The organism is Phenylobacterium sp., assembly GCF_036495085.1.
Taxonomy (GTDB): Bacteria; Pseudomonadota; Alphaproteobacteria; order Caulobacterales; family Caulobacteraceae; genus Phenylobacterium.
The window spans coordinates 1-20,060 of record NZ_DASXNL010000113.1 but is presented as its reverse complement, the minus strand read 5'-3'; the positions used below and the strand labels follow the sequence as shown (position 1 = coordinate 20,060).

Annotated in this window: 26 protein-coding genes; 17 read left to right on the top strand and 9 right to left on the bottom strand. The window is 66.2% G+C overall.

Annotated features, from left to right (window positions below; all coding sequences use genetic code 11):
• The first annotated feature begins 7 nt into the window (after positions 1–7).
• The 3 genes from VGI62_RS13410 (at position 8) to VGI62_RS13400 (ending at position 1,119) form a co-directional block, all read left to right on the top strand.
• Positions 8–370: an SUF system Fe-S cluster assembly protein gene (locus tag VGI62_RS13410; RefSeq protein ID WP_331504998.1), complete on the top strand. Its 363-nt coding sequence runs from the start codon at positions 8–10 to the stop codon at positions 368–370.
• Complete coding sequence (locus tag VGI62_RS13405; protein ID WP_331504997.1) at positions 370–765, top strand: iron-sulfur cluster assembly accessory protein; 396 nt, start codon at positions 370–372, stop codon at positions 763–765. The genes VGI62_RS13410 and VGI62_RS13405 overlap by 1 nt, the downstream gene beginning before the upstream one ends.
• 81 nt (positions 766–846) lie before the next feature.
• Positions 847–1,119 carry a 2TM domain-containing protein gene (locus tag VGI62_RS13400; protein ID WP_331504996.1) on the top strand — a complete coding sequence of 91 codons (273 nt, stop codon included), beginning with the start codon at positions 847–849 and terminating at the stop codon, positions 1,117–1,119.
• On the opposite strand, the gene VGI62_RS13395 is transcribed toward VGI62_RS13400, so the two are convergent.
• Positions 1,120–2,076, bottom strand: a complete 957-nt coding sequence (locus tag VGI62_RS13395) for a lysylphosphatidylglycerol synthase domain-containing protein (protein WP_331504995.1) — start codon at positions 2,074–2,076, stop codon at positions 1,120–1,122.
• A 185-nt stretch (positions 2,077–2,261) separates the two neighbouring features.
• Between VGI62_RS13395 and VGI62_RS13390 the strand changes: the two genes are divergently transcribed.
• From VGI62_RS13390 to VGI62_RS13380, 3 genes are all read left to right on the top strand, one after another.
• Positions 2,262–2,861: a BON domain-containing protein gene (locus VGI62_RS13390; protein WP_331504994.1), complete on the top strand. Its 600-nt coding sequence runs from the start codon at positions 2,262–2,264 to the stop codon at positions 2,859–2,861.
• 3 nt (positions 2,862–2,864) lie between these two features.
• Complete coding sequence (locus VGI62_RS13385; protein ID WP_331504993.1) at positions 2,865–3,176, top strand: polyhydroxyalkanoic acid system family protein; 312 nt, start codon at positions 2,865–2,867, stop codon at positions 3,174–3,176.
• Between the two features lie 61 nt (positions 3,177–3,237).
• Entirely contained in the window at positions 3,238–3,519 is a 282-nt protein-coding gene (locus tag VGI62_RS13380) for a hypothetical protein (protein ID WP_331504992.1), read from the top strand.
• Positions 3,520–3,534: 15 nt separating this feature from the next.
• Here the strand turns inward: VGI62_RS13380 and VGI62_RS13375 are convergent, their stop codons facing one another.
• The gene (locus VGI62_RS13375) at positions 3,535–5,418 is read right to left on the bottom strand and encodes an ABC-F family ATP-binding cassette domain-containing protein (protein ID WP_331504991.1); all 1,884 of its coding nucleotides are present in this window, start codon (positions 5,416–5,418) and stop codon (positions 3,535–3,537) included.
• A gap of 254 nt (positions 5,419–5,672) precedes the next feature.
• On the opposite strand from VGI62_RS13375, the gene ndk reads away from it, so the two are divergent.
• Positions 5,673–6,092, top strand: a complete 420-nt coding sequence (gene ndk, locus VGI62_RS13370) for a nucleoside-diphosphate kinase (RefSeq protein ID WP_331504990.1) — start codon at positions 5,673–5,675, stop codon at positions 6,090–6,092.
• Between the two features lie 108 nt (positions 6,093–6,200).
• Positions 6,201–6,554 carry a DUF6481 family protein gene (locus tag VGI62_RS13365; RefSeq protein ID WP_331504989.1) on the top strand — a complete coding sequence of 118 codons (354 nt, stop codon included), beginning with the start codon at positions 6,201–6,203 and terminating at the stop codon, positions 6,552–6,554.
• A gap of 48 nt (positions 6,555–6,602) precedes the next feature.
• Here VGI62_RS13365 and VGI62_RS13360 read toward each other — a convergent pair whose 3' ends face one another.
• The 3 genes from VGI62_RS13360 to nthA are packed head-to-tail and all read right to left on the bottom strand — an operon-like array spanning position 6,603 to position 8,150.
• On the bottom strand, positions 6,603–6,959 hold the full coding sequence (locus VGI62_RS13360) for a nitrile hydratase accessory protein (RefSeq protein WP_331504988.1): 357 nt from the start codon (positions 6,957–6,959) through the stop codon (positions 6,603–6,605).
• A complete protein-coding gene (gene nthB, locus VGI62_RS13355; RefSeq protein WP_331504987.1) occupies positions 6,946–7,599 on the bottom strand; it encodes a nitrile hydratase subunit beta in 654 nt (217 codons plus the stop codon). The genes VGI62_RS13360 and nthB overlap by 14 nt, the downstream gene beginning before the upstream one ends.
• Entirely contained in the window at positions 7,596–8,150 is a 555-nt protein-coding gene (nthA, locus tag VGI62_RS13350) for a nitrile hydratase subunit alpha (RefSeq protein ID WP_331504986.1), read from the bottom strand. Before nthA ends, nthB begins: the two co-directional genes overlap by 4 nt.
• Positions 8,151–8,171: 21 nt before the next feature.
• On the opposite strand from nthA, the gene VGI62_RS13345 reads away from it, so the two are divergent.
• On the top strand, positions 8,172–8,945 hold the full coding sequence (locus VGI62_RS13345; protein ID WP_331504985.1) for a DsbA family protein: 774 nt from the start codon (positions 8,172–8,174) through the stop codon (positions 8,943–8,945).
• A 164-nt stretch (positions 8,946–9,109) separates the two neighbouring features.
• Here VGI62_RS13345 and VGI62_RS13340 read toward each other — a convergent pair whose 3' ends face one another.
• Complete coding sequence (locus VGI62_RS13340; protein ID WP_331504984.1) at positions 9,110–10,369, bottom strand: glutamate carboxypeptidase; 1,260 nt, start codon at positions 10,367–10,369, stop codon at positions 9,110–9,112.
• Positions 10,370–10,597: 228 nt separating this feature from the next.
• On the opposite strand from VGI62_RS13340, the gene VGI62_RS13335 reads away from it, so the two are divergent.
• Entirely contained in the window at positions 10,598–11,215 is a 618-nt protein-coding gene (locus VGI62_RS13335) for an ATP-dependent Clp protease proteolytic subunit (RefSeq protein WP_331504983.1), read from the top strand.
• Here VGI62_RS13335 and VGI62_RS13330 read toward each other — a convergent pair whose 3' ends face one another.
• Genes VGI62_RS13330 through VGI62_RS13320 form a run of 3 tightly spaced genes read right to left on the bottom strand, consistent with a single transcriptional unit; the run spans position 11,216 to position 12,470 of the window.
• Entirely contained in the window at positions 11,216–11,464 is a 249-nt protein-coding gene (locus tag VGI62_RS13330) for a hypothetical protein (RefSeq protein WP_331504982.1), read from the bottom strand.
• A complete protein-coding gene (locus VGI62_RS13325) occupies positions 11,461–11,859 on the bottom strand; it encodes a nucleoside triphosphate pyrophosphohydrolase (protein ID WP_331504981.1) in 399 nt (132 codons plus the stop codon). Before VGI62_RS13325 ends, VGI62_RS13330 begins: the two co-directional genes overlap by 4 nt.
• Positions 11,856–12,470, bottom strand: coding sequence for an HAD-IB family hydrolase (locus VGI62_RS13320; RefSeq protein WP_331504980.1), 615 nt, complete (start codon positions 12,468–12,470; stop codon positions 11,856–11,858). The genes VGI62_RS13325 and VGI62_RS13320 overlap by 4 nt, the downstream gene beginning before the upstream one ends.
• A gap of 256 nt (positions 12,471–12,726) precedes the next feature.
• On the opposite strand from VGI62_RS13320, the gene clpX reads away from it, so the two are divergent.
• The 7 genes from clpX to VGI62_RS13285 all read left to right on the top strand — a co-directional run.
• Complete coding sequence (gene clpX / locus VGI62_RS13315) at positions 12,727–13,989, top strand: ATP-dependent Clp protease ATP-binding subunit ClpX (protein WP_111458350.1); 1,263 nt, start codon at positions 12,727–12,729, stop codon at positions 13,987–13,989.
• Positions 13,990–14,319: 330 nt separating this feature from the next.
• On the top strand, positions 14,320–14,700 hold the full coding sequence (locus VGI62_RS13310; RefSeq protein WP_331504979.1) for a VOC family protein: 381 nt from the start codon (positions 14,320–14,322) through the stop codon (positions 14,698–14,700).
• Positions 14,701–14,819: 119 nt separating this feature from the next.
• Positions 14,820–16,265 carry an amidohydrolase family protein gene (locus VGI62_RS13305; protein WP_331504978.1) on the top strand — a complete coding sequence of 482 codons (1,446 nt, stop codon included), beginning with the start codon at positions 14,820–14,822 and terminating at the stop codon, positions 16,263–16,265.
• Entirely contained in the window at positions 16,265–17,692 is a 1,428-nt protein-coding gene (locus VGI62_RS13300) for a DHA2 family efflux MFS transporter permease subunit (RefSeq protein WP_331504977.1), read from the top strand. Before VGI62_RS13305 ends, VGI62_RS13300 begins: the two co-directional genes overlap by 1 nt.
• 42 nt (positions 17,693–17,734) lie before the next feature.
• Positions 17,735–18,460, top strand: a complete 726-nt coding sequence (locus tag VGI62_RS13295) for an SDR family oxidoreductase (RefSeq protein ID WP_331504976.1) — start codon at positions 17,735–17,737, stop codon at positions 18,458–18,460.
• 2 nt (positions 18,461–18,462) lie between these two features.
• Complete coding sequence (locus tag VGI62_RS13290; RefSeq protein ID WP_331505024.1) at positions 18,463–19,068, top strand: 2-hydroxychromene-2-carboxylate isomerase; 606 nt, start codon at positions 18,463–18,465, stop codon at positions 19,066–19,068.
• Positions 19,069–19,352: 284 nt separating this feature from the next.
• Positions 19,353–20,060 (top strand): LON peptidase substrate-binding domain-containing protein (locus VGI62_RS13285; RefSeq protein WP_331504975.1); only part of this gene is annotated, 708 nt, incomplete at its 3' end.

Below are 20,060 nucleotides of genomic sequence, written 5' to 3'. Positions count from 1 at the left end.
GACCCCGATGGATGACGCCTCCAGCCTCGACCCCAAGACCACAGTCCCGCTTTCGCAGGTGGAGCTCGACGTTTTGACCGATAAGCTGATCGACAAGCTGAAGACGGTGTTCGACCCGGAAATCCCGGTCGACATCTACGAGCTCGGCCTGATCTACAAGGCTGACGTCTCGGACGATAAGGACGTGGTCATCGACATGACCCTGACAGCGCCCGGCTGCCCGGTGGCCGGTGAGATGCCTGGCTGGGTCGAGGACGCGGTCAGGGAGATCCCCGAAATCAAGTCCTGCAAGGTCGAGCTGGTGTTCGATCCGCCGTGGGACCCGTCGCGGATGTCCGATGAGGCCAAGCTGCAGCTGAATATGTTCTGATGAACGATCTTGCGATCACACCCACGCCGCGCGGCCGGCGCGAACGGCCCAAGGTGGTCAGGCTCTCCGAGCGCGCCGCCGAGCGCGTCCGGGAAATAATGGCCAGGGCCGAAAAGCCCTACGCCGGCCTGCGGGTCGGCGTGAAGAACGGCGGCTGCGCGGGCCAGGAATATACCTTGGAATACGCCGAGGCCGCCCACCCGCTGGACGAGGTTGTTGAGGACAAGGGCGTAACCATCCTGGTCGAACCCAAGGCTGTGTTGTTCCTGATCGGTACGGAGATCGACTACGACGTGAGCCGGCTTGCCGCCAAGTTCGTGTTCCGAAATCCCAACGAGACCGATGCCTGCGGCTGCGGCGAGAGCGTAACGATCGAACCTGCCAAACCGGACTAAGTCCCTCAGCCGGCGCGCGGGCGGTCGACTAGCTTCGGAGCCGATGCCATGCTTCGGCCCGCGCCTTCGGGGGAAACGACGATGAGCGAAGAGCAGGACCTACGGCGCCAAGCCGAGCGCCGGGCCGACCTGAAGTTGAGCTTCAAGGTTCATTTGATGGCCTATCTGGTGGTCAACGCGGGCCTGGTCATGATCAACCTGGTTAGTTCTCCGGGCTATTTCTGGGCGATCTGGCCGATCATCGGCTGGGGCCTCGGGCTGACCGCCCACGCCATCGCGGTCTATCACTTCAGCGGCGACGTTCGTGAACGCGCGATCGAAGACGAACTCCGCCGACTGCGCGAGCGGCTTTAGCTAAGTTCGCTCGTTCTTCCTCACGGTGTCGCCTGCCAAGCCGATGATCGCGAGGATCAGTGGCAGGAGATAGTAAGCCAGGCGGTAGCCCAGGAACGCGGCGGCCAGGGCCGCAGGCTCTACGCTCGGCAAAAGTGCGGCCATCGCGCTCTCGAACACCCCCGCCCCGCCCGGCACAGAAGAGGCGAGACCGACAATGCAGGCCACCGCGTACGCTCCCACGAAGGTGACGAAGCTCGGCCCGGCCGCCGGCAGCAGGATCCACAGGATCGCCGCGGCGATGGCGTTGTCGACGACGCCCAGGACCACCTGGGCCAGGGCGTCGCGGACGCTGGGCAGGGTGACGCTGCGCCCGAACGCCCTGATCGGCTCGCGCCGCAGGGCGCAGAGGGTGACGTAGGCCGCGGCGCCGAACAGAAGGGTCCAGCCCAAGGCGCGCCCGATCGCCGGCGGTATGGCAGTGCGCGCCAGCTCGGCGTGCGTCGCGAGCACGAGGCCGGCGCCGGACAGTGTCGCCAGGCCCACCCCGAACGACACCGCTGCGAATACCGTCGTGCCCGCAACCTGGGTGAGGGTGACGCCGTATCGGTCGTAGAACCGGGCCCGTATCGCACCGGAAACAAGCAGGTTGGCTCCTATGGCGTGGGCGATGGCGTTGGCCAGGAACGAGCCGGCCAGGGTTGGCCACCAAGGCACTCGCGCACCCGTCCAGCGTAGGGCCACCCACTCGACGGCGCCCATCAGGACGAAGCTCGCCGCGGCAAGCACCAGGGTCAACAGGATCGACTGCAGGCCCCAACCTGCCATCGCCGCGCTGACCTCGGCGAAGCTGAGCTTGTGGAACTCGCGCCAAAGGACCCAGGCAGCGGCGATCAGCAAGAGGACCGGCACCACGTGCAGCGCCGCTCGTAGCACTGGCGCCAGCCGGTGATCCGGCGGCGGCAAGTGATCGGCCAAGGTCGCCTCGACGGGTCTTGGCGCGGGCCTTTGAGGCGCGTCGGGTGAGGTCACAGCCGAGAATCTCCGCTGAATCGGGCAGGCGAGCGAGGCCGCCAGGACGGCTCGGCCGACCACATATGGGAACCGATAGGCATGGCGCCGGTTTTTCGCCCGAAGGCTATGCACAACGAAGGAGAAACGTCATGGCGCGGGAAGACTGGCATGAGCGCGAGGAAGAGCGCCGCCGGGCGTCGCTTCGCCACCGTGACGATTACGGCCAGGCCGACTATTCGGAGGACTACGGCTACGATCCGCTGCGGCGCACGGGCTATCGCGCCGAGGAGGATATCGAACCGCGCACCAACGATTTCGGCCAAGCGGACTACTCGAACGACTACGCCTATGACGCCGAGCGCGGACGAGCCTACCGCCGCTACGCCGACGCCGACCGCGACTATGCCCGGCGGATGGATCGGGGGGACTATCGGCCCGATCACCCGTCCCGTTCGTGGATGGACCGGGCAGGGGAGTTTCTCTCCCCCGGCGAGCGCGCGCCGCGCCGTCGCCGCGGGCCTTCGGATCGCGTGCTCTGGGCGGTGATCACCGAGCGGTTGGAGGCCGAGCGCGGCCTTGACCTGCGCGATGTCGACGTGGTGGTCGAGGATGGCGAAGTCACCTTGAACGGCACGGTTCGCCGCAAGGTCGACAAGCGGCGCATCGAAGACGTCGCCGACATCGATGGCGTGCGCCACATGCAGAACAATCTGCGGGTCCACGAGCGCGGTCATTGGACGTTCTTCTAGGGCATGGCTCAGCCAATCAGCGTCACTATTCCCCACCAGCTCGGCCGCGCCGAAGCGCGCAGGCGAATCGATGAGGGTTTCGGCGATCTTTCCCACCACCTGGGCGGGTCAGCCGGAGCGCTCGAAAAGCAGTGGGATGGCGATCGGCTGAATTTCTCGCTGACCTCGTTTGGCCAGTCGATCACCGGCTTTGTGGCTGTGGCGGACGCCGCCGTGACGGTCGAGGTGCTGTTGCCGGGCTTCCTGGCGATGATCGCCAACAAGGTCAGAGGCACGCTGCAGAAGGAGGGTCAGCTGCTGCTCACAAAGAAATGAGACGCAACCTGGGCTGCAGCTCGAGGGTTTAGATAGCCGACGCAGCCAAAAGGAATGCCCGATGCCCCGCAAGCAGACCGAAGACGAGGCCAAGCGCGCGTTCACGCACGGGTCCGGCGGCGCGAACGCTGATGCCGCCGTGGACGCAGCCCCGATCCACGAAGACCGTCACATCGAGGTGCCGCACCATCGCCAGGCCGAGCCGCTCAGGCACAACGAGAAGCACGACCACATGGCGGACAAAGTGAAGTCATCCGAAGACCGCCAGGAGGCCTTGCTCGACGAGGCCCTGGAGGAGACCTTTCCGGGCAGCGATCCGATCAGCCCCAAGCACATAACCTGAGCTTCCACGCGCCGCTTACGGGTCCGTGGTCAGAGCCTCGTAAGCCTCCTGGGCCGCGAGCCATTCGATTTCGGCCGCGTTGACGGCCGCCTGGGCGGCGTCGCGCCGGCGGCCGAGCTCAGCAGTCTTGGCGGGATCCTTGGCGAACACGGCGGGGTCCGTCAGCTTGGCGTCGATCTCCACAAGGGTGGCCGTCGCACGACCAAGCGCGGCCTCGGCGGCCTCCGCTCGGCGGCGGGCCGTGCCCGTGGGGACTTTCGCGCGAGCGGCGGGCGGCGCAGGCGCCGGCTTCGCGGGCGGCTGCTCGGCGACCTGGGTAGGGGCGCGCGCAGCCACGCGCGCGCGGTCGAGGACGAACCTGGCGTAATCCTCCATATCGCCGTCGAAGGGCTCGATGCCGCCGTCGGCGGCTAGCCACAGGCGATCGGCCACGAGCTCCATCAACGACCGGTCGTGGGTGATCAGGATCACGGCCCCCTCGTACTCGTTGAGCGCATCGAGGAGCGCGCGCCTGCTGTCGATATCCAGGTGATTGGTCGGCTCGTCGAGAATCAGGAGGTGGGGGGCCTCCATGGCGACCATGTTGAGCAGCAGCCGCGCCCGCTCGCCGCCGGAGAGATTGGCCACGGTCGTCTCGACCTTCTCAAAGCCCAGGCCGAACTGGGCAAGCTTCGAGCGCCGTTGTGACTCGCTCGCCTGCGGCAGGGCGCGGCGGATGATCTCCAGCGGCGTGTCCGTCGGGTCCATCGCCTCGATCTGATGCTGGTGGAACCACCCCACCTTCAGGCGGGGGGACCGCAGCAGGGTCCCGACCTCGACCTCAAGGGCTCCCGCCACCAGCTTGGCGAAGGTCGATTTGCCGGCGCCGTTGACGCCGAGCAGACCTATGCGGTCGTCGATGTCGAGGCGCAGGTTCAGCTTCCTCAGGATCGGCGGGCCGCCATAGCCGACGTTGGCGCCCTCCAGCCGAATCAGCGGCGGAGGCAACGGCCGCTCGGGCGAAGGCAGGGTGAACGGCGCCACCCGATCCTCGATGACGTTGGAGACCGGCGGCAGCTTGGCGATCATCTTCAGGCGTGACTGGGCCTGGGTGGCTTTCGAGGCCTTGGCGCGGAAGCGATCGACGAAGGACTGCATGTGCGCCCGCTTGGCTTCGATCTTCACCCGCATGGCTTCCTGCAGGCGCAGCTTCTCGGTCACCTGGCTCTCGAAGCTGTCGTAGCCGCCGACGTAGAGGTCGAGCTTGCCGTCCTTCAAGTGCAGGATGTGGTCGACGGAGTTGTTCAGCAGCTCACGGTCGTGGCTGATCACCATGGCGGTGTGCGGGTACTTTTTCAGCCGCGCTTCCAGCCAAAGGGCGCCTTCCAGGTCGAGGTAGTTGGTCGGCTCGTCGAGGAGGAGTAGGTCAGGGGCTGCGAAAAGCGAGGCGGCCAGGGCCACACGCATCCGCCAACCGCCGGAGAACTCGGACAACGGGCGTGAAAGGTCGGCGTTGGAGAAGCCCAGGCCCGCCAGGATTTCCGCCGCCCGGCTCGGAGCACGGTCTGCATCGATCTCGATCAGGCGGCTATAGATGTCGCCCAGATCCTCTGGCTCGGCCGTATCCAGTCTGGCGAGCAGGCTCGCGCGCTCGACGTCGGCCGCAAGCACCGTGTCCAGCAGCGGCGCCGGGGTCGCGGGATGTTCCTGATCCACCGAGCCGATCCGCGCGGCCCGCGGCATGCCGATCTCGCCGGAGCCCAGCACCAACTGGTTCAGGATCAGCTTGAACAGCGTCGACTTGCCGACGCCGTTGCGGCCCACGAGGCCCACCTTGGCGTCCTTGGGCAGGCTCACGGTCGCCTGGTCGAAAAACCGGCGGCCCCAGGCGTCGAAAACGAGGTCTTTGATCTGCAGCATGGGGGGTATCGCAATACGGAGGTCGCGGACCAGCGCTTCGCAAGGCCTGCGGGGACATGGGGACGCCAGGGATGAGGGGCCGCGCCGCCGCCTGACCGGCGCGTCCATAGCAGACCGACACGCCCCCGTCATGTTGATCCGTCAGGACTGTGGCGCCGCAGCGCCTTGGCGAGCGCGGGCCGGGCGGGTATAGAGCCCGCCACCTGGCGGCGCGCCGCTCGGCTTCCCGCCAATCCAGAGATGCAAAGAGACTCATGACCGAACGCACCTTCTCGATCATCAAGCCGGACGCGACCAAGCGGAACCTGACCGGCAAGATCAACGCGGTGATCGAAGACGCCGGCCTGCGCATCGTGGCCCAGCGCCGCATCCGCATGACCGAGGGGCAGGCCAAGAAGTTCTACGAAGTGCATGCCCAGCGCCCGTTCTACGGCGAGCTGGTCGAGTTCATGACGTCGGGCCCTGTGGTCGTGCAGGTCCTGGAGGGCCCGAGCGCGGTCGCCAAGTACCGCGAAGTCATGGGCGCGACGAACCCCGCCGACGCAGCCGCGGGCACCATCCGCAAGCTCTTCGCCGAAAGCGTCGGCGAGAACTCGGTGCATGGTTCCGACAGCCAGGAAAACGCGACCCTGGAAATCGCCCAGTTCTTCACCGAAGCCGACATCGTCGGCTGAGATGATCGCCCCTGAACCTGTCGCGGTCTTCCGCGGCGCGTTCAGGGCAACCCAATCCGCCCGGCGAAGGTTGCTTCGCCTGATATCCAGACCTATCCGAAAGTCATGATGAGAGAGTCCAAAATCGGGGGCTTCAACGAACGCCTGACTTCCCAGGCGGAGGCCCGTAAAGCCCTGCTTGAGAAGTTCAAGCCGAAGCCCACAGTGCAGCCCGAGGTCTTCGAGACCCGCGCCCAGCGCAAGGCCCGCGAAGTCGAGGAAGTCCGCGCCAAGCGGGCGGCTGACAAGGAAGCCGCTCGCCTGAAGGCTGAGGCCGAGGCAGAGGCCAAGCGGCTGGCGCTCGCCAACAACGAGGAAGCCCAGCTCGAGCTCAAGCGCCAGGAGCGCAAGGACCGAAAGGCCGCCGCCAAGGCTGAGGCCCGCGCCAAGCGCGAGGCGAAGTCGGCCATGCGCCGGGGCTGATCGTCCCGCCTTGTTCCGCGCCGGGTCCTGGACCCGACCGGCCGAAACCTATCGCGCAGGCCCGACGTCAAGCTCCACGGGATGGCCGTGCGGGGTGCGGCGGTAAGCGTCCTCCCAGGCCTTGCGGCGCTCGTGTAGGGCCGAACTGGCGGCCAGCTGCCTGGACGTCACCAGTTCCTCCAGCGCGGCCAGCCAGTGTTCGTAGTAGCGCGAGCCGTCATCCGTCGGTCCGGCGTCTTTAATCCGGCGCGCCAGCGTCTCGGCCCATTCCTTCCAGCTGAAAGCCCCTCGCTCGTGGAGCTGAAGCGTGAGCGCGAAGGCCTGCGCCTGCCAGGGCTCGGCGAACACCGGCCCGATCTCGTCACGCGGCAGTCCGGGAAGGGCCAACGGGTCAGGCGCGCTCAAGGTACGGCTCCCAGAGGTCCAAGCAGACGCTGTCGCGAGCCTCGGCAGTCTCCCCCCAGAGTTCGCGGGCGCTGAAGCGCACCGTGTAGAGTGGACGTGGGTCCTCGCCCTTGCCGTGAGCGTTGGAGTCCGGAAACACGTGCGCCCCGTGCGAGCGCACGACCGTACCTATACGTCCTCGGGCGTAGCGGGGGAGACGGGTATGGCCGAGCGGGTTGATGTTTCGCGCGCGCACGGTGTCGCCCGCCCGGAATAGGGGTTTGTCGGCGACCTCGCGGAGATAGGAGCCTCGGCTGCTCAGCGCGGCCTCGACCTCGTCGGGGCTCAGGCGAGGCGTGGCCTTCGGTGCGTCCGGCGCGGCCTTGCCGGAAGCTAGCTCTTCGGGAGACACGAGGCCGTTGCTGAGCAAGCCCTCGACGGCGCCTGCGTACCATTTCTCGTAGTAGCTCATCTGCAGGTAGTCGGGGCCAGGGATGCGCTCGCGCCGATGCCGGCCGGCGTCGATGTTGCTGCGCGTGGGCGAGGCGATATTGATGGCGAGCATCCGGCTTTCCCAGACGTGATGGAAGACCGGCTCCGCTGTCTCTGGCGCAATGGGCCCCAGCCCATGCATGCCGCCCATGTCGTGGACGCTGTTCACAGCCGGGCCGTTCCGATCATGCCGTTTCGGGTCACGAGAGCCGCCAGTTGGTCCTCGTCCAGCCCATCGGCGTCGGCTGGACGCTCGGGCAACACCAGATAGCGGATCTCCGCGGTCGAATCCCAGACGCGGACTTCGGTCTCCGCCGGCAGCTCCGTCCCGAATTCCTTGAGCACCCCGCGTGGGTCGATGACAGCGCGCGAGCGGTAAGGCGAGGATTTGTACCAGACCGGCGGCAGGCCCAACACGGGCCATGGGTAGCAGGAGCAGAGGGTGCAGACGACGAGGTTGTGGATCTGGGGCGTGTTCTCCACCACCACCATGTGGTCGCCTTGGCCGCCTGCGTAGCCGAGCTCGGCGATGGCGGCGGTCGCATCTTCCATCAGGCGGGCCTTGTAGGCCGGATCGCTCCAGGCGCGGGCGACGACGCGCGCGCCGTTGCGTGGGCCGACCTTGTGCTCGAAGTGGTCGACGATCGCATCGAGTGCGGCGGGGTCGACAAGGCCTTTCTCCGTCAGCAGCGACTCGAGGGCCTTTACGCGCAGCGCCATGTCGGACGGCGGATCCTGGGCGTGACTGTGCTCATGGTCGTCGTGATCGTGCGCCATGGCCTTAAAGTGGCCGAGAAGCGCGCAAAGGTGAAGGGCCGGGTGGTGACCGGGCCACCGTCACCTGCGATGCTCGGCGGGCTTGGAGGACTCGCTCCCGTGTCCACGCCTCATCTGATCTACTTCTCCGACCCGATGTGCTCCTGGTGCTACGGCTTCTCGCCGGTCATCGAGGACATACGCCGCACCTTTGGGCGGGCCTTGCCGGTTCGCGTGGTGATGGGCGGGCTGCGGCCCGGAACCGACACCGCGATGACTGAGGAGGCCAAGCTCGAGGTTGCGAACCACTGGGTTCATGTCCACGAGGCGACTGGCCTGCCGTTCGACGGTTCAGGTATGTCCGCGCCGGGCTTCACCTACGACACCGATCCGGCGGCCCGCGCCGTTGTCGTGGCCAGGCGCGAGGGCGAGGAAATGGCCGCCGCGTTTCTGTGCCGCGCCCAGCGCGCCTTCTACGCGGAGGGCCTCGACGTCACGACCGCAGACGTGCTGGCCGGCCTGGCGGAGGAACTGGGCCTAGTCCGCGCGTCCTTTCTGCAAGCCTGGGCCAGCGACGAGGCGAAGCAGGAGACCTGGCGCGACTACGCGATCTCGCAACGCGCCGGCGTGACCGGCTTCCCGACGCTTGTGGCGGGCCCCAACTCCGAGGGCGTCTACGGCGTTGTCACCCGCGGCTTCGCGCCGGGCGAGCAGGTGATGCCGATCCTCAAGGAATGGCTTGACCGGATCGCGGTCTGATCAAGCAGATCGACCTTAAAAAACAGACTTGTCCCTGGCGGCTGCCGCACCGATCTCGAGCCTGCCGCGCTGGAGTGGACCGTCTTCGCAGCGGCCCGGCACAAGGTCGCTGTCGCCCTCCACCGCCATTTGCGCGACGGCGCAGGTTCTAGCTCCAAGGGGCGCTACTTCAGCCGTGGCGGCGGTGCGTGGCCGAGCTCCTGGATGAGCTTGGTCAGCAGATAGAGCCTTGGCGTCACCGTTCCCAGCAGCAGGTATTCGCTGTCCGAATGGAACCCACCGGCCGCGGGCCCGAGGCCGTCCAGAGCCGGAATCCCGCCTTCAACCGCGAGCGCCGATTCCGAAGCGCCGCCGTTGCCGCCGCGGGTGATCTTCATGCCAAGGCTCGCGTAGATCGCCTCGGCCCGGTCGGCGAGGGCGTCGGTGCCTGGGTTGGTTGGGAGGGGCGGGAAGGATTTCTCACCGCCGCGGTTGATGCTGACCTTAGTGTCAGGGACCACGGTGATGGCGGCGTTCTTCTCCAGCACAGCCTGCACCTTGTCGTAGTCGGCCTTGTCGCGGACGCGGACATTGATCTGCGCTGAGGCCTTCTCCGGAATGATGTTGGAGCGGGTCCCGGCTTCCAGGAGCGTCAGGTTCGCGGTCAGGCCATCGCCGCTCTTGGGGAACACGTCGTCGGCCTGGATCTGGTGGATAAGCTCGACCGCGGCGTTGCGACCTTCCTGCGGCGCAATTCCGGCGTGGGCGGCGCGGCCTTTGACCTCGATGTGGAAGGTCGTCGCGCCCTTGCGCCAGACCGTCAGGACATCGGGCGTGTCGCCCGGCTCGAGGTTGAGCTCCACGTCTGCGTCGGCCACCAGCCTGGCGATCAGGCCCTGCGTGCCCGTCGAGCCGCGTTCCTCGGAGGTCTCTATCAGGAAGACGATCTGCTTGAAGTCCTTGAAACCGAGGTCACGAAGGATCTGCAGGGCGTAGAGGCCTTCGACCACGCCCCCCTTTTCATCTGAGACGCCCGGTCCGTAGGCCTTCGCGGCATCCATGCGGAACGGCCGCTGGGCGACGGCGCCAGGGCCAAACACCGTGTCGATATGGCCGATCAGCAGGATGCGGCCTCTGCCGGTGCCGTTGAGGGTCGCAACGGTGTTCTCCGGAAGCCCGTCAGCCTCTGCCTTCACACTCTCGACGCTGAAACCCAGAGCTTCCAGGCGCGCCCTCAGGATGGCCGCCACCTTGCGGCCGCCCTCGACGTCGCCGGTGCCCGAATCGACGTCCACGATCTGCTCGAGCAGTTTGAGCTGTTCGGGCCTGGCGGCTTCGGCGGCGGCCCAGAGCTTGGCGTCGCGTGTCGCAGCTTGTGGAGCCGCCTGGGCCGGCATGGCGAGCAACGCCGCGGCGCTCGCAAGGGCGATGAGTTCAAGCTTCATAAATTCCCCGGACTCTTTACGCCTCAGCATGACCGCACGGCGCCTCGGATCAAAACGAAACCGGCGCAGGGCGCGGCCTGGCTTCTGGAGCACGATTCAGCGATCAGGGGGATCGCGCCTGACCGCATCGTGCTTCGGGTCACCTTGCGCCTTGGGCTGAGGCACGCGATATCCTGCGGTGACGAGCCATCGGCAGGCTCGACAAGATTCCAAGAAGGACCACTTCCTATGCGTGACCCTGTCACCACCGCGCTCGGCCTCGTGCCGATGGTCGTCGAACAGACGAGCCGGGGCGAGCGCGCCTACGACATCTTCTCCCGACTGCTGAAGGACCGGATCGTATTCCTCGCCGGGCCGGTTGAGGACGGCATGGCGGCGCTGATCTGCGCCCAGCTGCTGCACCTCGAAGCCGAGAACCCGAAGAAAGAGATCCAGATGTACATCAACTCGCCGGGCGGCGTGGTGACGTCCGGTCTCGCGATCTACGACACCATGCAATACATCAAGAGCCCGGTGATCACGCTTTGCCTCGGCATGGCCGCTTCGATGGGGTCGTTCCTGCTGATGGCCGGGGAGAAGGGCCAGCGGATCGCGCTCCCCAACTCGCGGATCATGGTGCACCAGCCTTCGGGCGGCTTCTCCGGCAAGGCCTCGGACATCGAGCGCCACGCCGAGGACATCATCAAGACCAAGCAGCGCCTGAACGAGCTTTACGCCAAGCACACCGGCCAATCGGTGGAGACCGTCGAGTCCGTCCTCGACCGCGATAGCTTCATGACCGCGGAGGAAGCCAAGGCGTGGGGCATCGTCGACCACGTCTGGGAAAAGCGCGAAAGCGAAAGCTAGCTAACCGTCCAGGCGCCGGCGGGCGGCCTCCATGAGGCGGGCCTGGCCGGCCGCGCCGGTGACATCGATCCGCTCATCCGGACCGCTGATGTCGGCGAACATCCCCATCGGGTCTTCGTGGAAATGCAGGAAAGCGCGGGACTTCCGATAGAAGACCCCGCGCTTCTTCTCGGTCAGCCCGGGCAGCGTCCTGAGCTGGACGAGCAGATCATCCAGCCGATCCAGGTCGCTGTCGCGGGCGTGTCTCACGTCTCCTCACGGGGATATTGCGTAGGACGGGCCAGATAATAGGCCACCCCGGCGCTCGCCTCATCCCCCTCGACAGCGGCGTTGTGAATTCGCCCGTCAAAGCCGCCTCGCTCGGCGTGCTTGGCTAGGCGACGAACTTCGATCTCCTGTTGCGTCACGCCGGCCGCAGCGGCGAGCGCCAGCATGACCTCGCCAAGATCGGCCAGTTCGTCGATCAGGTCCGCGCGCGATGTCGCCATTTTTGCTTCGGCGGCCTCCTCCACGAGTTTGTCCTTCAGCCGCGCCACAAACTCCGCCTCGTCGAGACGGCGCGTGAAAACTGTCAGACCCTGCGCCTGCATCATCGCCGGCAGATTATCGCGGATCAGCTTGTCGACCTTGAAACGCAGCGTCATGGCGTCCCTTTGAAGACCCGGTAGCCGGCGGTTTCTGCGATCGCCAGCATCTCGCGATCGCCGCTGGTGTCGCCATAGGCCGCCTTCACCTCGAGGTGCTCGCCGAACGCCGCCTTCAGGCGCACGACCTTCTCCGGACCCCGGCAGTTGGGGGTGGCAAATCCGCCCGCTATCCGATCTTGAGGATCAAAGGCGAGTTCAGTGCCAATGAGAACATCAGCTCCCAGGCTTCGAGCGAACGGCTCCACGACAATATTCGGCGAGGCGGTGACGATCGCCAGCCGCACGGGCTTGTCCCGCCAGTCCCGCCAGGCGGCGACAGCGTCGGGACGCAGCAGACTGCCTGAGGCGCGTTCGGCGAATTCTCGGGCGTCAGCCTCGAGGCGCTCGCGCGGGACGCCCTTCAGGAACGTCCTGACCGCCGCAGCCTTGATGCGCCCTCGGTCGCGGTGAAAGAGGTAGGCTAGCGCGCTGGGAGCCAGGCTGACGATCCCGATCGCATATCGCACCGGACCCGCGCGCCACTTCAGGAAGGACGTGAAGCTGTCGCGGACCGTGAGCGTGCCGTCGAAATCGAAGGCGACAACGGCTGCAGGGGCTGAGCGCCCCATGAGAGCCTCGACGGCAGGCCGATCTTGTGCCATTTCGCCCCAAATCCCATCTAGGCTCGCGGCGAGCCCGTAATTCGGCTCGCGCCGCCAATTGTCGCTACACGGCGGCAAGGCTTGTGATCCCGGGCGGGATCGAGGAATGTCAAGACTTAGACAACCCGCGGCGCGTATTCTGCAGTGATAGGGCGGCGACGTCCGTGGGGCGCGATTCAGGCTCAGGAGCCGTTTCGGGTCGCCTAGAGAGTGAGAATCAATAATGACCAAAGCCGCGAGCGGAGATTCGAAGAGCACGCTATATTGCTCTTTCTGCGGCAAGAGCCAGCATGAGGTTCGCAAGCTTATTGCGGGCCCGACCGTGTTCATTTGCGATGAATGCGTTGAGCTGTGCATGGATATCATCCGCGAAGAACACAAGATCTCTTTCGTCAAATCGAAAGACGGCGTGCCTACGCCTAAGGAAATCCGCGAAGTCCTCGACGATTACGTGATTGGTCAAGACCACGCCAAGAAGGTCCTCTCGGTCGCCGTCCACAATCACTACAAGCGCCTCAACCACGCGACGAAGAACAACGACGTCGAGCTCGGCAAAGCCAACATCCTGCTGATCGGTCCGACCGGCACGGGCAAGACCCTGCTGGCCCAGACGCTGGCCCGAATCATCGACGTTCCGTTCACCGTCGCCGACGCCACGACCCTCACCGAGGCGGGTTACGTGGGCGAGGACGTCGAAAACATCATCCTGAAACTGCTCCAGGCCGCCGACTACAATGTCGAGCGGGCCCAGCGCGGCATCGTCTACATCGACGAGGTCGATAAGATCAGCCGCAAGTCCGACAACCCGTCGATCACCCGCGACGTCTCGGGCGAAGGCGTGCAGCAGGCCCTCCTGAAGATCATGGAAGGCACCGTCGCCTCGGTGCCCCCGCAGGGCGGGCGCAAGCATCCGCAGCAGGAGTTCTTACAGGTCGACACCACCAACATCCTGTTCATCTGCGGCGGCGCCTTCGCGGGTCTGGAGAAGATCATCTCCGCGCGCGGGCAGGGCACCTCGATCGGCTTCGGCGCCAAGGTCACTGATCCGGACGACCGCCGCACCGGCGAGATCTTCCGCCAGGTGGAGCCGGACGACCTGCTGCGCTTCGGCCTGATCCCCGAATTCGTCGGCCGCCTGCCCGTCATCGCGACCCTGGATGACCTTGACGAGAAGGCCCTGGTGAAGATCCTCACCGAGCCGAAGAACGCCTTCGTGAAGCAGTACGTCCGCCTGTTCGACATGGAGAATGTCGGTCTTACCTTCACCGACGACGCCCTCAATGCGGTGGCCCGCAAGGCCATCGCGCGCAAGACCGGCGCGCGCGGTCTGCGTTCGATCCTCGAGGCGATCCTGCTCGACACCATGTACGAGCTGCCCACCTACGACGGCGTCGAAGAGGTGGTGGTCAACGCCGAGGTCGTGGAAGGCCGCGCCCAACCGCTGATCATCTATGCCGAACGCCGCGACAAGGGCGGCGCGGCCTAGTCAACACCATCAGGCATCAGGCCCCGCGGGCGACCGCGGGGCCTTCGTCTTTTCTGCGCCCCTGTGTTTATCTTGCGCTTCGCCATCGAGGGGCCCGCGACCGACGACGCCCGGATCGAGCGGACGGCGACCTGCGCGTGCCGCCAACCTGTCGATCAGGTTGCCTCGCCCAAGGAGCCTTGGGGGATCCGACTTTCCCTCGTGCGGGCGGGGCGTACTGGAGGGAGCATCGTCATGCCTGGCGGGTGACGCCCGATGACATTTGCGACTTTCGCGCAGAACAGCTGACGTGCTTGCATTGATAGGGTCCTTGAAAGAAGAGCCTCGGCCATGACCATCCTTGGACTGGACCACATCAACATCCGCACCGCCGATCTGGCGAAGACGCGGACCTTCTTTATGGATGTGCTGGGCCTGACCGAGGGCTGGCGGCCCGATTTTCCGTTCGCCGGCGCGTGGCTCTACGCCGGCGGCCGCGCCGTCGTTCATCTGGTCGAGGTCGCCAAACCGGCGGCGGCGTCGCGGGGCTCGGCCCTCGACCACTTCGCCTTCACCATCGACGACTACGAGGCGGCCGCGCGGCGGCTGGACGCGGCCGGCATAGCCTACGACGCCGGCGAGGCGCCGAACGGCGGCATCCGCCAGATTTTCGTAACTGATCTCAACGGCGTAGCCATCGAGTTGAACTGCCGCGAGCCGATTGCCGATTGACCAGCGGCGCAGCGGGTCGTGGTCGCCCCGATCCCGGCGGCGGCGAGGGGCGAGGTGCGCAAAACCTCGGCGACATGGTCCGAGCCGGGCGCTAACAGGTTCGGCCAAGGAGACACTGTATGCGCCACCCTGTCCTCGCCGGCCTCGCCAGCGCCGCCATCGGCCTTGCGTCCAGCGCGCAGGCCGCCCAGCCCGTCGACCTCTTGATCCGCCACGCCAACGTCATCGACGTCAGGAACGGCGCGATGGCGAACGATCAATTGGTGGCGGTGCGCGGCGGAGAGATCGTGGGGGTTGCGCCGGATCGGAATTCCGCCGGCTACGCCGCCAGCCAGACCATCGATGCGACCGGCAAGTTCGTCATTCCCGGCCTTTGGGACATGCACGTGCATTTCGGCGGCGGCGAAGACCTGATCCAGGAGAACAGGGACCTTTTGCCCCTCTACGTCGCCAACGGGATCACCAGTGTCCGCGATTGCGCCGGCGACCTCGCCGATCAGGTCCTGGCCTGGCGGGGCCAGGTGGCGCGTGGCGAGTTGATGGGCCCTACGATCTATACCTCCGGCCCGAAACTCGAGGGCTACAAGCCGATCTGGAAGGGAACGCTGGAAGTCGGGACGAAAGCTGAGGTCGACGCCGCGCTGGACAAGCTCCAGCGCGAAAAGGTCGATTTTGTGAAGATCACCGACAACACCATCAGGCCCGACATCTTTCTCTACGCCGTCCGAGAGGCGACCAGACGAGGCTTGAAGACCTCGGCCCATATCCCGTCCGCCATCACCGTCGAGCAGGCGGTGGACGCCGGGCTCACTTCGGTCGAACACATGGGCTACGCCCTGAAAGCGGGCTCGTCGGAAGAAGCTCAGATCGCAAGCGCCTTTGCGGCCGGAAGGCTGACTGCGGAGGAGGCGACGGCGCGCGCTGTCGCCACCTTCGACCCCGCCACGGCGAAGGCGGCCTTTCGCAAGATGGCCGCTCACGGGACCTTCATCACACCCACCCTGAACGGTTCGAAGGCGACAACCTACCTCGACCAGGACGACCACAAGCACGATGCCTACCTCGCCTACATCGGGCCGGGCCTGAAGAAGACCTACGAATGGCGAATTGAGCGGGCGGCGAAGGACGACGCCAAGGCGATCGCCGCGCGCCACGAGCGCTACGCGAAGTCCGCCGACCTGCTGCCGCTGCTGCGGGATTCCGGGGTGACGATCATCGCCGGCACTGATGCGGGCTTCCTGAACTCGTTCAACTACCCCGGGATCGGGCTTCACGACGAGATGGCGATCTTCGTGGCCCATGGCCTGACGCCGCTTCAGACCTTGCAGGCCGCAACGCTCTCGGGGCCGAAATTCTTCGGTTCTTCGGACCGCTACGGGGCGATCGAAGCCGGGAGGGTCGCCGACATCCTGATCCTCGACCACAATCCGCTGCAGGACATCGCCGCGACGCGAGCGATCCGGGGCGTGGTGCTCCGGGGCAGGTACTTCGACCGGGCTGCTCTAGATCAGATGATGAGTTCGGCGAGGTCCAAGGTCGCCAGCGCTGGGGCGCCGGCGTCCTGATGAGCGCACTTCAGCCTCCGTGCGACCGGGTGCTCGTCGAGCAGGTCGAGGGGCTGGCGCATCCGCCGAGGGCCCAGACGCTGGTCCTGGCCGGGACGGTGCTGGGCTCGGGCCTGGCCTTCATCGATGGTTCGGCGGTGAGCCTGACCCTGCCGGTGATCCAGCAGGCGCTCGGCGGCGACCTCACCGCGGCCCAGTGGATCATGAACGCCTACGCCCTCTTGCTCAGCGCACTTGTGCTGGCTGGCGGCGCTGCGGCGGACCGCTATGGACGCAAGCGCGTGTTCGCGATCGGGGTGGCCGTTTTCACGCTCGCCTCCGTGGCCTGCGGGTTGGCGCCAAATCTGCCGTTCATGATCGCCGCGCGCGCCGTTCAAGGCGTGGGAGCAGCCTTGCTCGTGCCGGCCAGCCTGGCGCTCCTGGGCGCGACCTATGACGCTGAAGGGCGCGGCCAGGCCGTAGGGATCTGGGCAGGGGCAAGCGGACTCACCAGCGCCATCGGGCCGGTTCTTGGCGGCTGGCTGACCCAGGTGATCTCCTGGCGCGCCGTGTTCTTCATCAACGTGCCAGTGGCTGCGATCTGTCTGTGGCTGGTGCTGGTCAACGCCAAGGAGAGCCGCGGCAAGACCTCGGGCCCCGTGGACTGGATGGGCGCCGGCGCCGTCACGGTGGGGCTTTCGGCGATCACCTGGGCGCTCACCGTCGCTCCGGGTCGTGGCGGCGACCCGGTGGTGCTGAGCGTCTCGGCGCTCGGGATGGTCGCTCTCACAAGCTTCGCTTTCATCGAAAGAAAAGCTCTCAACCCGATGATCCCCCTGAAGCTTTTCAGATCGGCGACCTTCTCGGGCGTCAATGCGGTCACCCTGGTGCTTTACGCCGCGTTTGGAGCGGCCTTCTTCTTGCTGCCGTTCGAGCTGATCCGGGTGCATGGCTATGCGCCCTCGGCGGCCGGCGCAGGTTTGCTGCCGATGTCGGTGGCGCTTGTGGTGCTCTCCCCGCTGGCCGGGCGGCTGGCCTCGCGGATCGGCGCGCGCCCGATGCTGATCGTGGGGCCCCTGCTGGCGGCTGTGGGCTTCGGGCTCCTGGCGGCGCTTGCGGATCGTGCGAGCTACTGGACCTCCGTCTTTCCGGGTCTTGCGGTTCTGGCCGTCGGGGCAGGCATCGCCGTGGCGCCCCTGACCGACGCGGTGCTGGGCGCCGTTGCGGACGAGTACGAGGGCGCGGCTGCCGGCGTGAACAATGCGGTGGCTCGCGTGGCGGGGTTGCTTGCCGTGGCCCTGCTCGGGTTCGTGATCGGCGGTTCCGACACGAGGGCGATCGCCGCCGGCTACCGCGCGGCCATGATCGTCGCGGCTCTCGCCTCCGGCGCAGCAGGCGTGGTCGCGGGCTTCACTGTAAAGCCGAAGGGGCGCACAAGGGCGGCATGAGTCCGCTTGCCATCATATGATGGGCGTCATCAGATAGGACCCATGTCCGACAAGGCGATCATCGTCGTTGGCGCCGGCGATGCTCTTGGCGGCGCGATCGCCAGGCGATTTGCCCGCGAGGGCTTTGCCGCCGTGGTCGTACGCCGCCACGCCGATCAGCTCGAAAACCTCGTGACCGCCATCCGCGAGGCGGGTGGGGAGGGCCATCCCTTCGGGCTCGACGCGCGCAAGGAAGATGAGATGGTGGGCCTGTTCGAACGGGTCGAGCGCGAGATCGCACCCGTGGAAGTCTGCGTCTTCAACATCGGAGCGAACGTGCGCTTTCCGATCGCCGAGACCACCTCACGGGTTTTTTTCAAGGTCTGGGAGATGGCCTGCTTCTCAGGATTCCTGGCCGGCCGCGAGGCGGCCAGGGTGATGACGCCAAGAGGCCGAGGCACGATCCTGTTCACCGGAGCCACGGCGAGCGTGCGGGGCAGTGAAGGCTTCGCCGCCTTTTCCGCGGCCAAGCACGGCTTGCGCGCGCTCGCTCAAAGCATGGCTCGCGAGCTCGGCCCAAAGGGCGTCCATGTCGCCCACACCATCATTGACGGGGCCATCGACACGGCCTGGATCGCGGAGAATTTCCCCGATCGCCACGCCTTGAAGGATCGAGACGGCATCCTGAACCCCGAACACATCGCCGACGCCTACTGGGCGCTTCACACTCAGCCGCGAGATGCCTGGACGCACGAGCTGGATCTGCGCCCTTGGATGGAGGCCTGGTGAGCATGGTCCAAGTCAGCAAGACCGTTGAGTTCCTGTTCGATTTCGGAAGCCCGGCGAGCTATCTCGCCTACAAGCGCTTGCCGGACCTGACGGCGCGGACCGGCGCCCGGGTGGACTATTCGCCGATGCTGCTGGGGGGCGTCTTCAAAGCCACCGGCAACGCCTCGCCGGCGGCCATTCCTGCCAAGGGGCGCTGGATGAATATCGACCTGGCGCGCTGGGCCAAGCGTCATCGCGTCGAGTTCAACCGCAATCCGTACTTTCCGATCAACACCTTGCACTTGATGCGTGGTGCGGCCGGGCTGATTGATGACACCCGCTTCCTTGCCTATTGCGACGTGGTCTTCGACGCCATGTGGCGGGACCCGAAGAACCTTGGCGACCCGGCCGAGTTGGCCCCGGTGATCCGCCGCGCGGGCCTTGAGCCCGATGACTTCCGCGCGATGGTCGAACGCGACGACGTCAAGGATCGCCTGAAGTCCCTCACCGAGGCGGCGGTGGAACGCGGTGTTTTCGGCGCGCCCACCTTCTTCGTCGGCGAAGAGATGTTCTTTGGCCAGGACCGCATGGAATTCGTCGAGGAGGCGCTCACAAGCCAGGCCGCTTGAGCCCGGCGTATCGAATCCCCACATCCTGTCTAAGGGTCGGGCATAATTTTGCGCGCATGACCGTGACTTCACTTCTCAAGCTGGGATGTGATTCGCGGTGAGACCCAGTGTCGCGCAAAGCTGTTGCTCCGCTTGAACCGTGGGCCGAACGGTCCACATAAATCACCGAACAGCCGCCCCGCGTGGGCGGACGGATCGTCCGACTCAGGCGCATCGTCTCGAGTGACCGCGGTCCGGGAGGCCAGGCTGCGACACCAACGCGGCCGGTCAGGAGTTGAAGCATCATGTCCGAGATTAAGATCCTCCCAATCCTGCCGCTGCGCGACATCGTCGTGTTTCCGCACCAGCCGGTGCCGCTCTTCGTGGGCCGCGAGAAGTCCGTGCGCGCGCTGGAAGAGGCCATGAAGAACGACGGCAAGCAGATCCTGCTCGCCACCCAGAAAGACAAGGACGACGACGATCCCTCGCCCGATGGGATCTATGACGTCGGCGTCGTCGCGACCGTCCTGCAACTGCTCAAGCTCCCTGACGGCACCGTCAAGGTGCTTGTGGAGGGCCGCGCCCGGGCCGGCGTCACCCGGTTCACCGGCCAGGCGGAATTCTATGAGGCCGAGATCGCCTATGTGGCCGAAGACGGCGCCGGCTCGGCTGAAGCCGAGGCGCTCAGCCGCGCCGTCGTCGAGCAGTTCGAAAACTATGTGAAGCTCAACAAGAAGGTGCCGCCCGAGGCGCTGGCCGCGATCCCCCAGATCGACAACCCCGGTGAGCTCGCGGACCGCATCGCCAGCCATCTGTCGGTGAAGATCGCCGAGAAACAGCAACTGCTGGAAGTCTTCAACGTCGTGAAGCGGCTGGAGAAGGTCTACGCCCTGATGGAGGGCGAGATCAGCGTCATGCAGACGGAAAAGAAGATCCGTAACCGCGTGAAGCGCCAGATGGAGAAGACCCAGCGCGAGTACTATCTGAACGAGCAGATGAAGGCGATCCAGCGC

Coding starts and splice junctions, on each gene's coding strand:
- VGI62_RS13410 (WP_331504998.1), top strand. CDS start 8: ATGGATGACGCCTCCAGCCTCGACCCCAAGACCACAGTCCCGCTTTCG.
- VGI62_RS13405 (WP_331504997.1), top strand. CDS start 370: ATGAACGATCTTGCGATCACACCCACGCCGCGCGGCCGGCGCGAACGG.
- VGI62_RS13400 (WP_331504996.1), top strand. CDS start 847: ATGAGCGAAGAGCAGGACCTACGGCGCCAAGCCGAGCGCCGGGCCGAC.
- VGI62_RS13390 (WP_331504994.1), top strand. CDS start 2,262: ATGGCGCGGGAAGACTGGCATGAGCGCGAGGAAGAGCGCCGCCGGGCG.
- VGI62_RS13385 (WP_331504993.1), top strand. CDS start 2,865: ATGGCTCAGCCAATCAGCGTCACTATTCCCCACCAGCTCGGCCGCGCC.
- VGI62_RS13380 (WP_331504992.1), top strand. CDS start 3,238: ATGCCCCGCAAGCAGACCGAAGACGAGGCCAAGCGCGCGTTCACGCAC.
- VGI62_RS13375 (WP_331504991.1), bottom strand. CDS start 5,418: ATGCTGCAGATCAAAGACCTCGTTTTCGACGCCTGGGGCCGCCGGTTT.
- ndk (WP_331504990.1), top strand. CDS start 5,673: ATGACCGAACGCACCTTCTCGATCATCAAGCCGGACGCGACCAAGCGG.
- VGI62_RS13365 (WP_331504989.1), top strand. CDS start 6,201: ATGAGAGAGTCCAAAATCGGGGGCTTCAACGAACGCCTGACTTCCCAG.
- nthA (WP_331504986.1), bottom strand. CDS start 8,150: ATGGCGCTGCGCGTAAAGGCCCTCGAGTCGCTGCTGACGGAGAAAGGC.
- VGI62_RS13340 (WP_331504984.1), bottom strand. CDS start 10,369: ATGAAGCTTGAACTCATCGCCCTTGCGAGCGCCGCGGCGTTGCTCGCC.
- VGI62_RS13335 (WP_331504983.1), top strand. CDS start 10,598: ATGCGTGACCCTGTCACCACCGCGCTCGGCCTCGTGCCGATGGTCGTC.
- VGI62_RS13325 (WP_331504981.1), bottom strand. CDS start 11,859: ATGACGCTGCGTTTCAAGGTCGACAAGCTGATCCGCGATAATCTGCCG.
- VGI62_RS13320 (WP_331504980.1), bottom strand. CDS start 12,470: ATGGGGCGCTCAGCCCCTGCAGCCGTTGTCGCCTTCGATTTCGACGGC.
- clpX (WP_111458350.1), top strand. CDS start 12,727: ATGACCAAAGCCGCGAGCGGAGATTCGAAGAGCACGCTATATTGCTCT.
- VGI62_RS13310 (WP_331504979.1), top strand. CDS start 14,320: ATGACCATCCTTGGACTGGACCACATCAACATCCGCACCGCCGATCTG.
- VGI62_RS13305 (WP_331504978.1), top strand. CDS start 14,820: ATGCGCCACCCTGTCCTCGCCGGCCTCGCCAGCGCCGCCATCGGCCTT.
- VGI62_RS13300 (WP_331504977.1), top strand. CDS start 16,265: ATGAGCGCACTTCAGCCTCCGTGCGACCGGGTGCTCGTCGAGCAGGTC.
- VGI62_RS13295 (WP_331504976.1), top strand. CDS start 17,735: ATGTCCGACAAGGCGATCATCGTCGTTGGCGCCGGCGATGCTCTTGGC.
- VGI62_RS13290 (WP_331505024.1), top strand. CDS start 18,463: ATGGTCCAAGTCAGCAAGACCGTTGAGTTCCTGTTCGATTTCGGAAGC.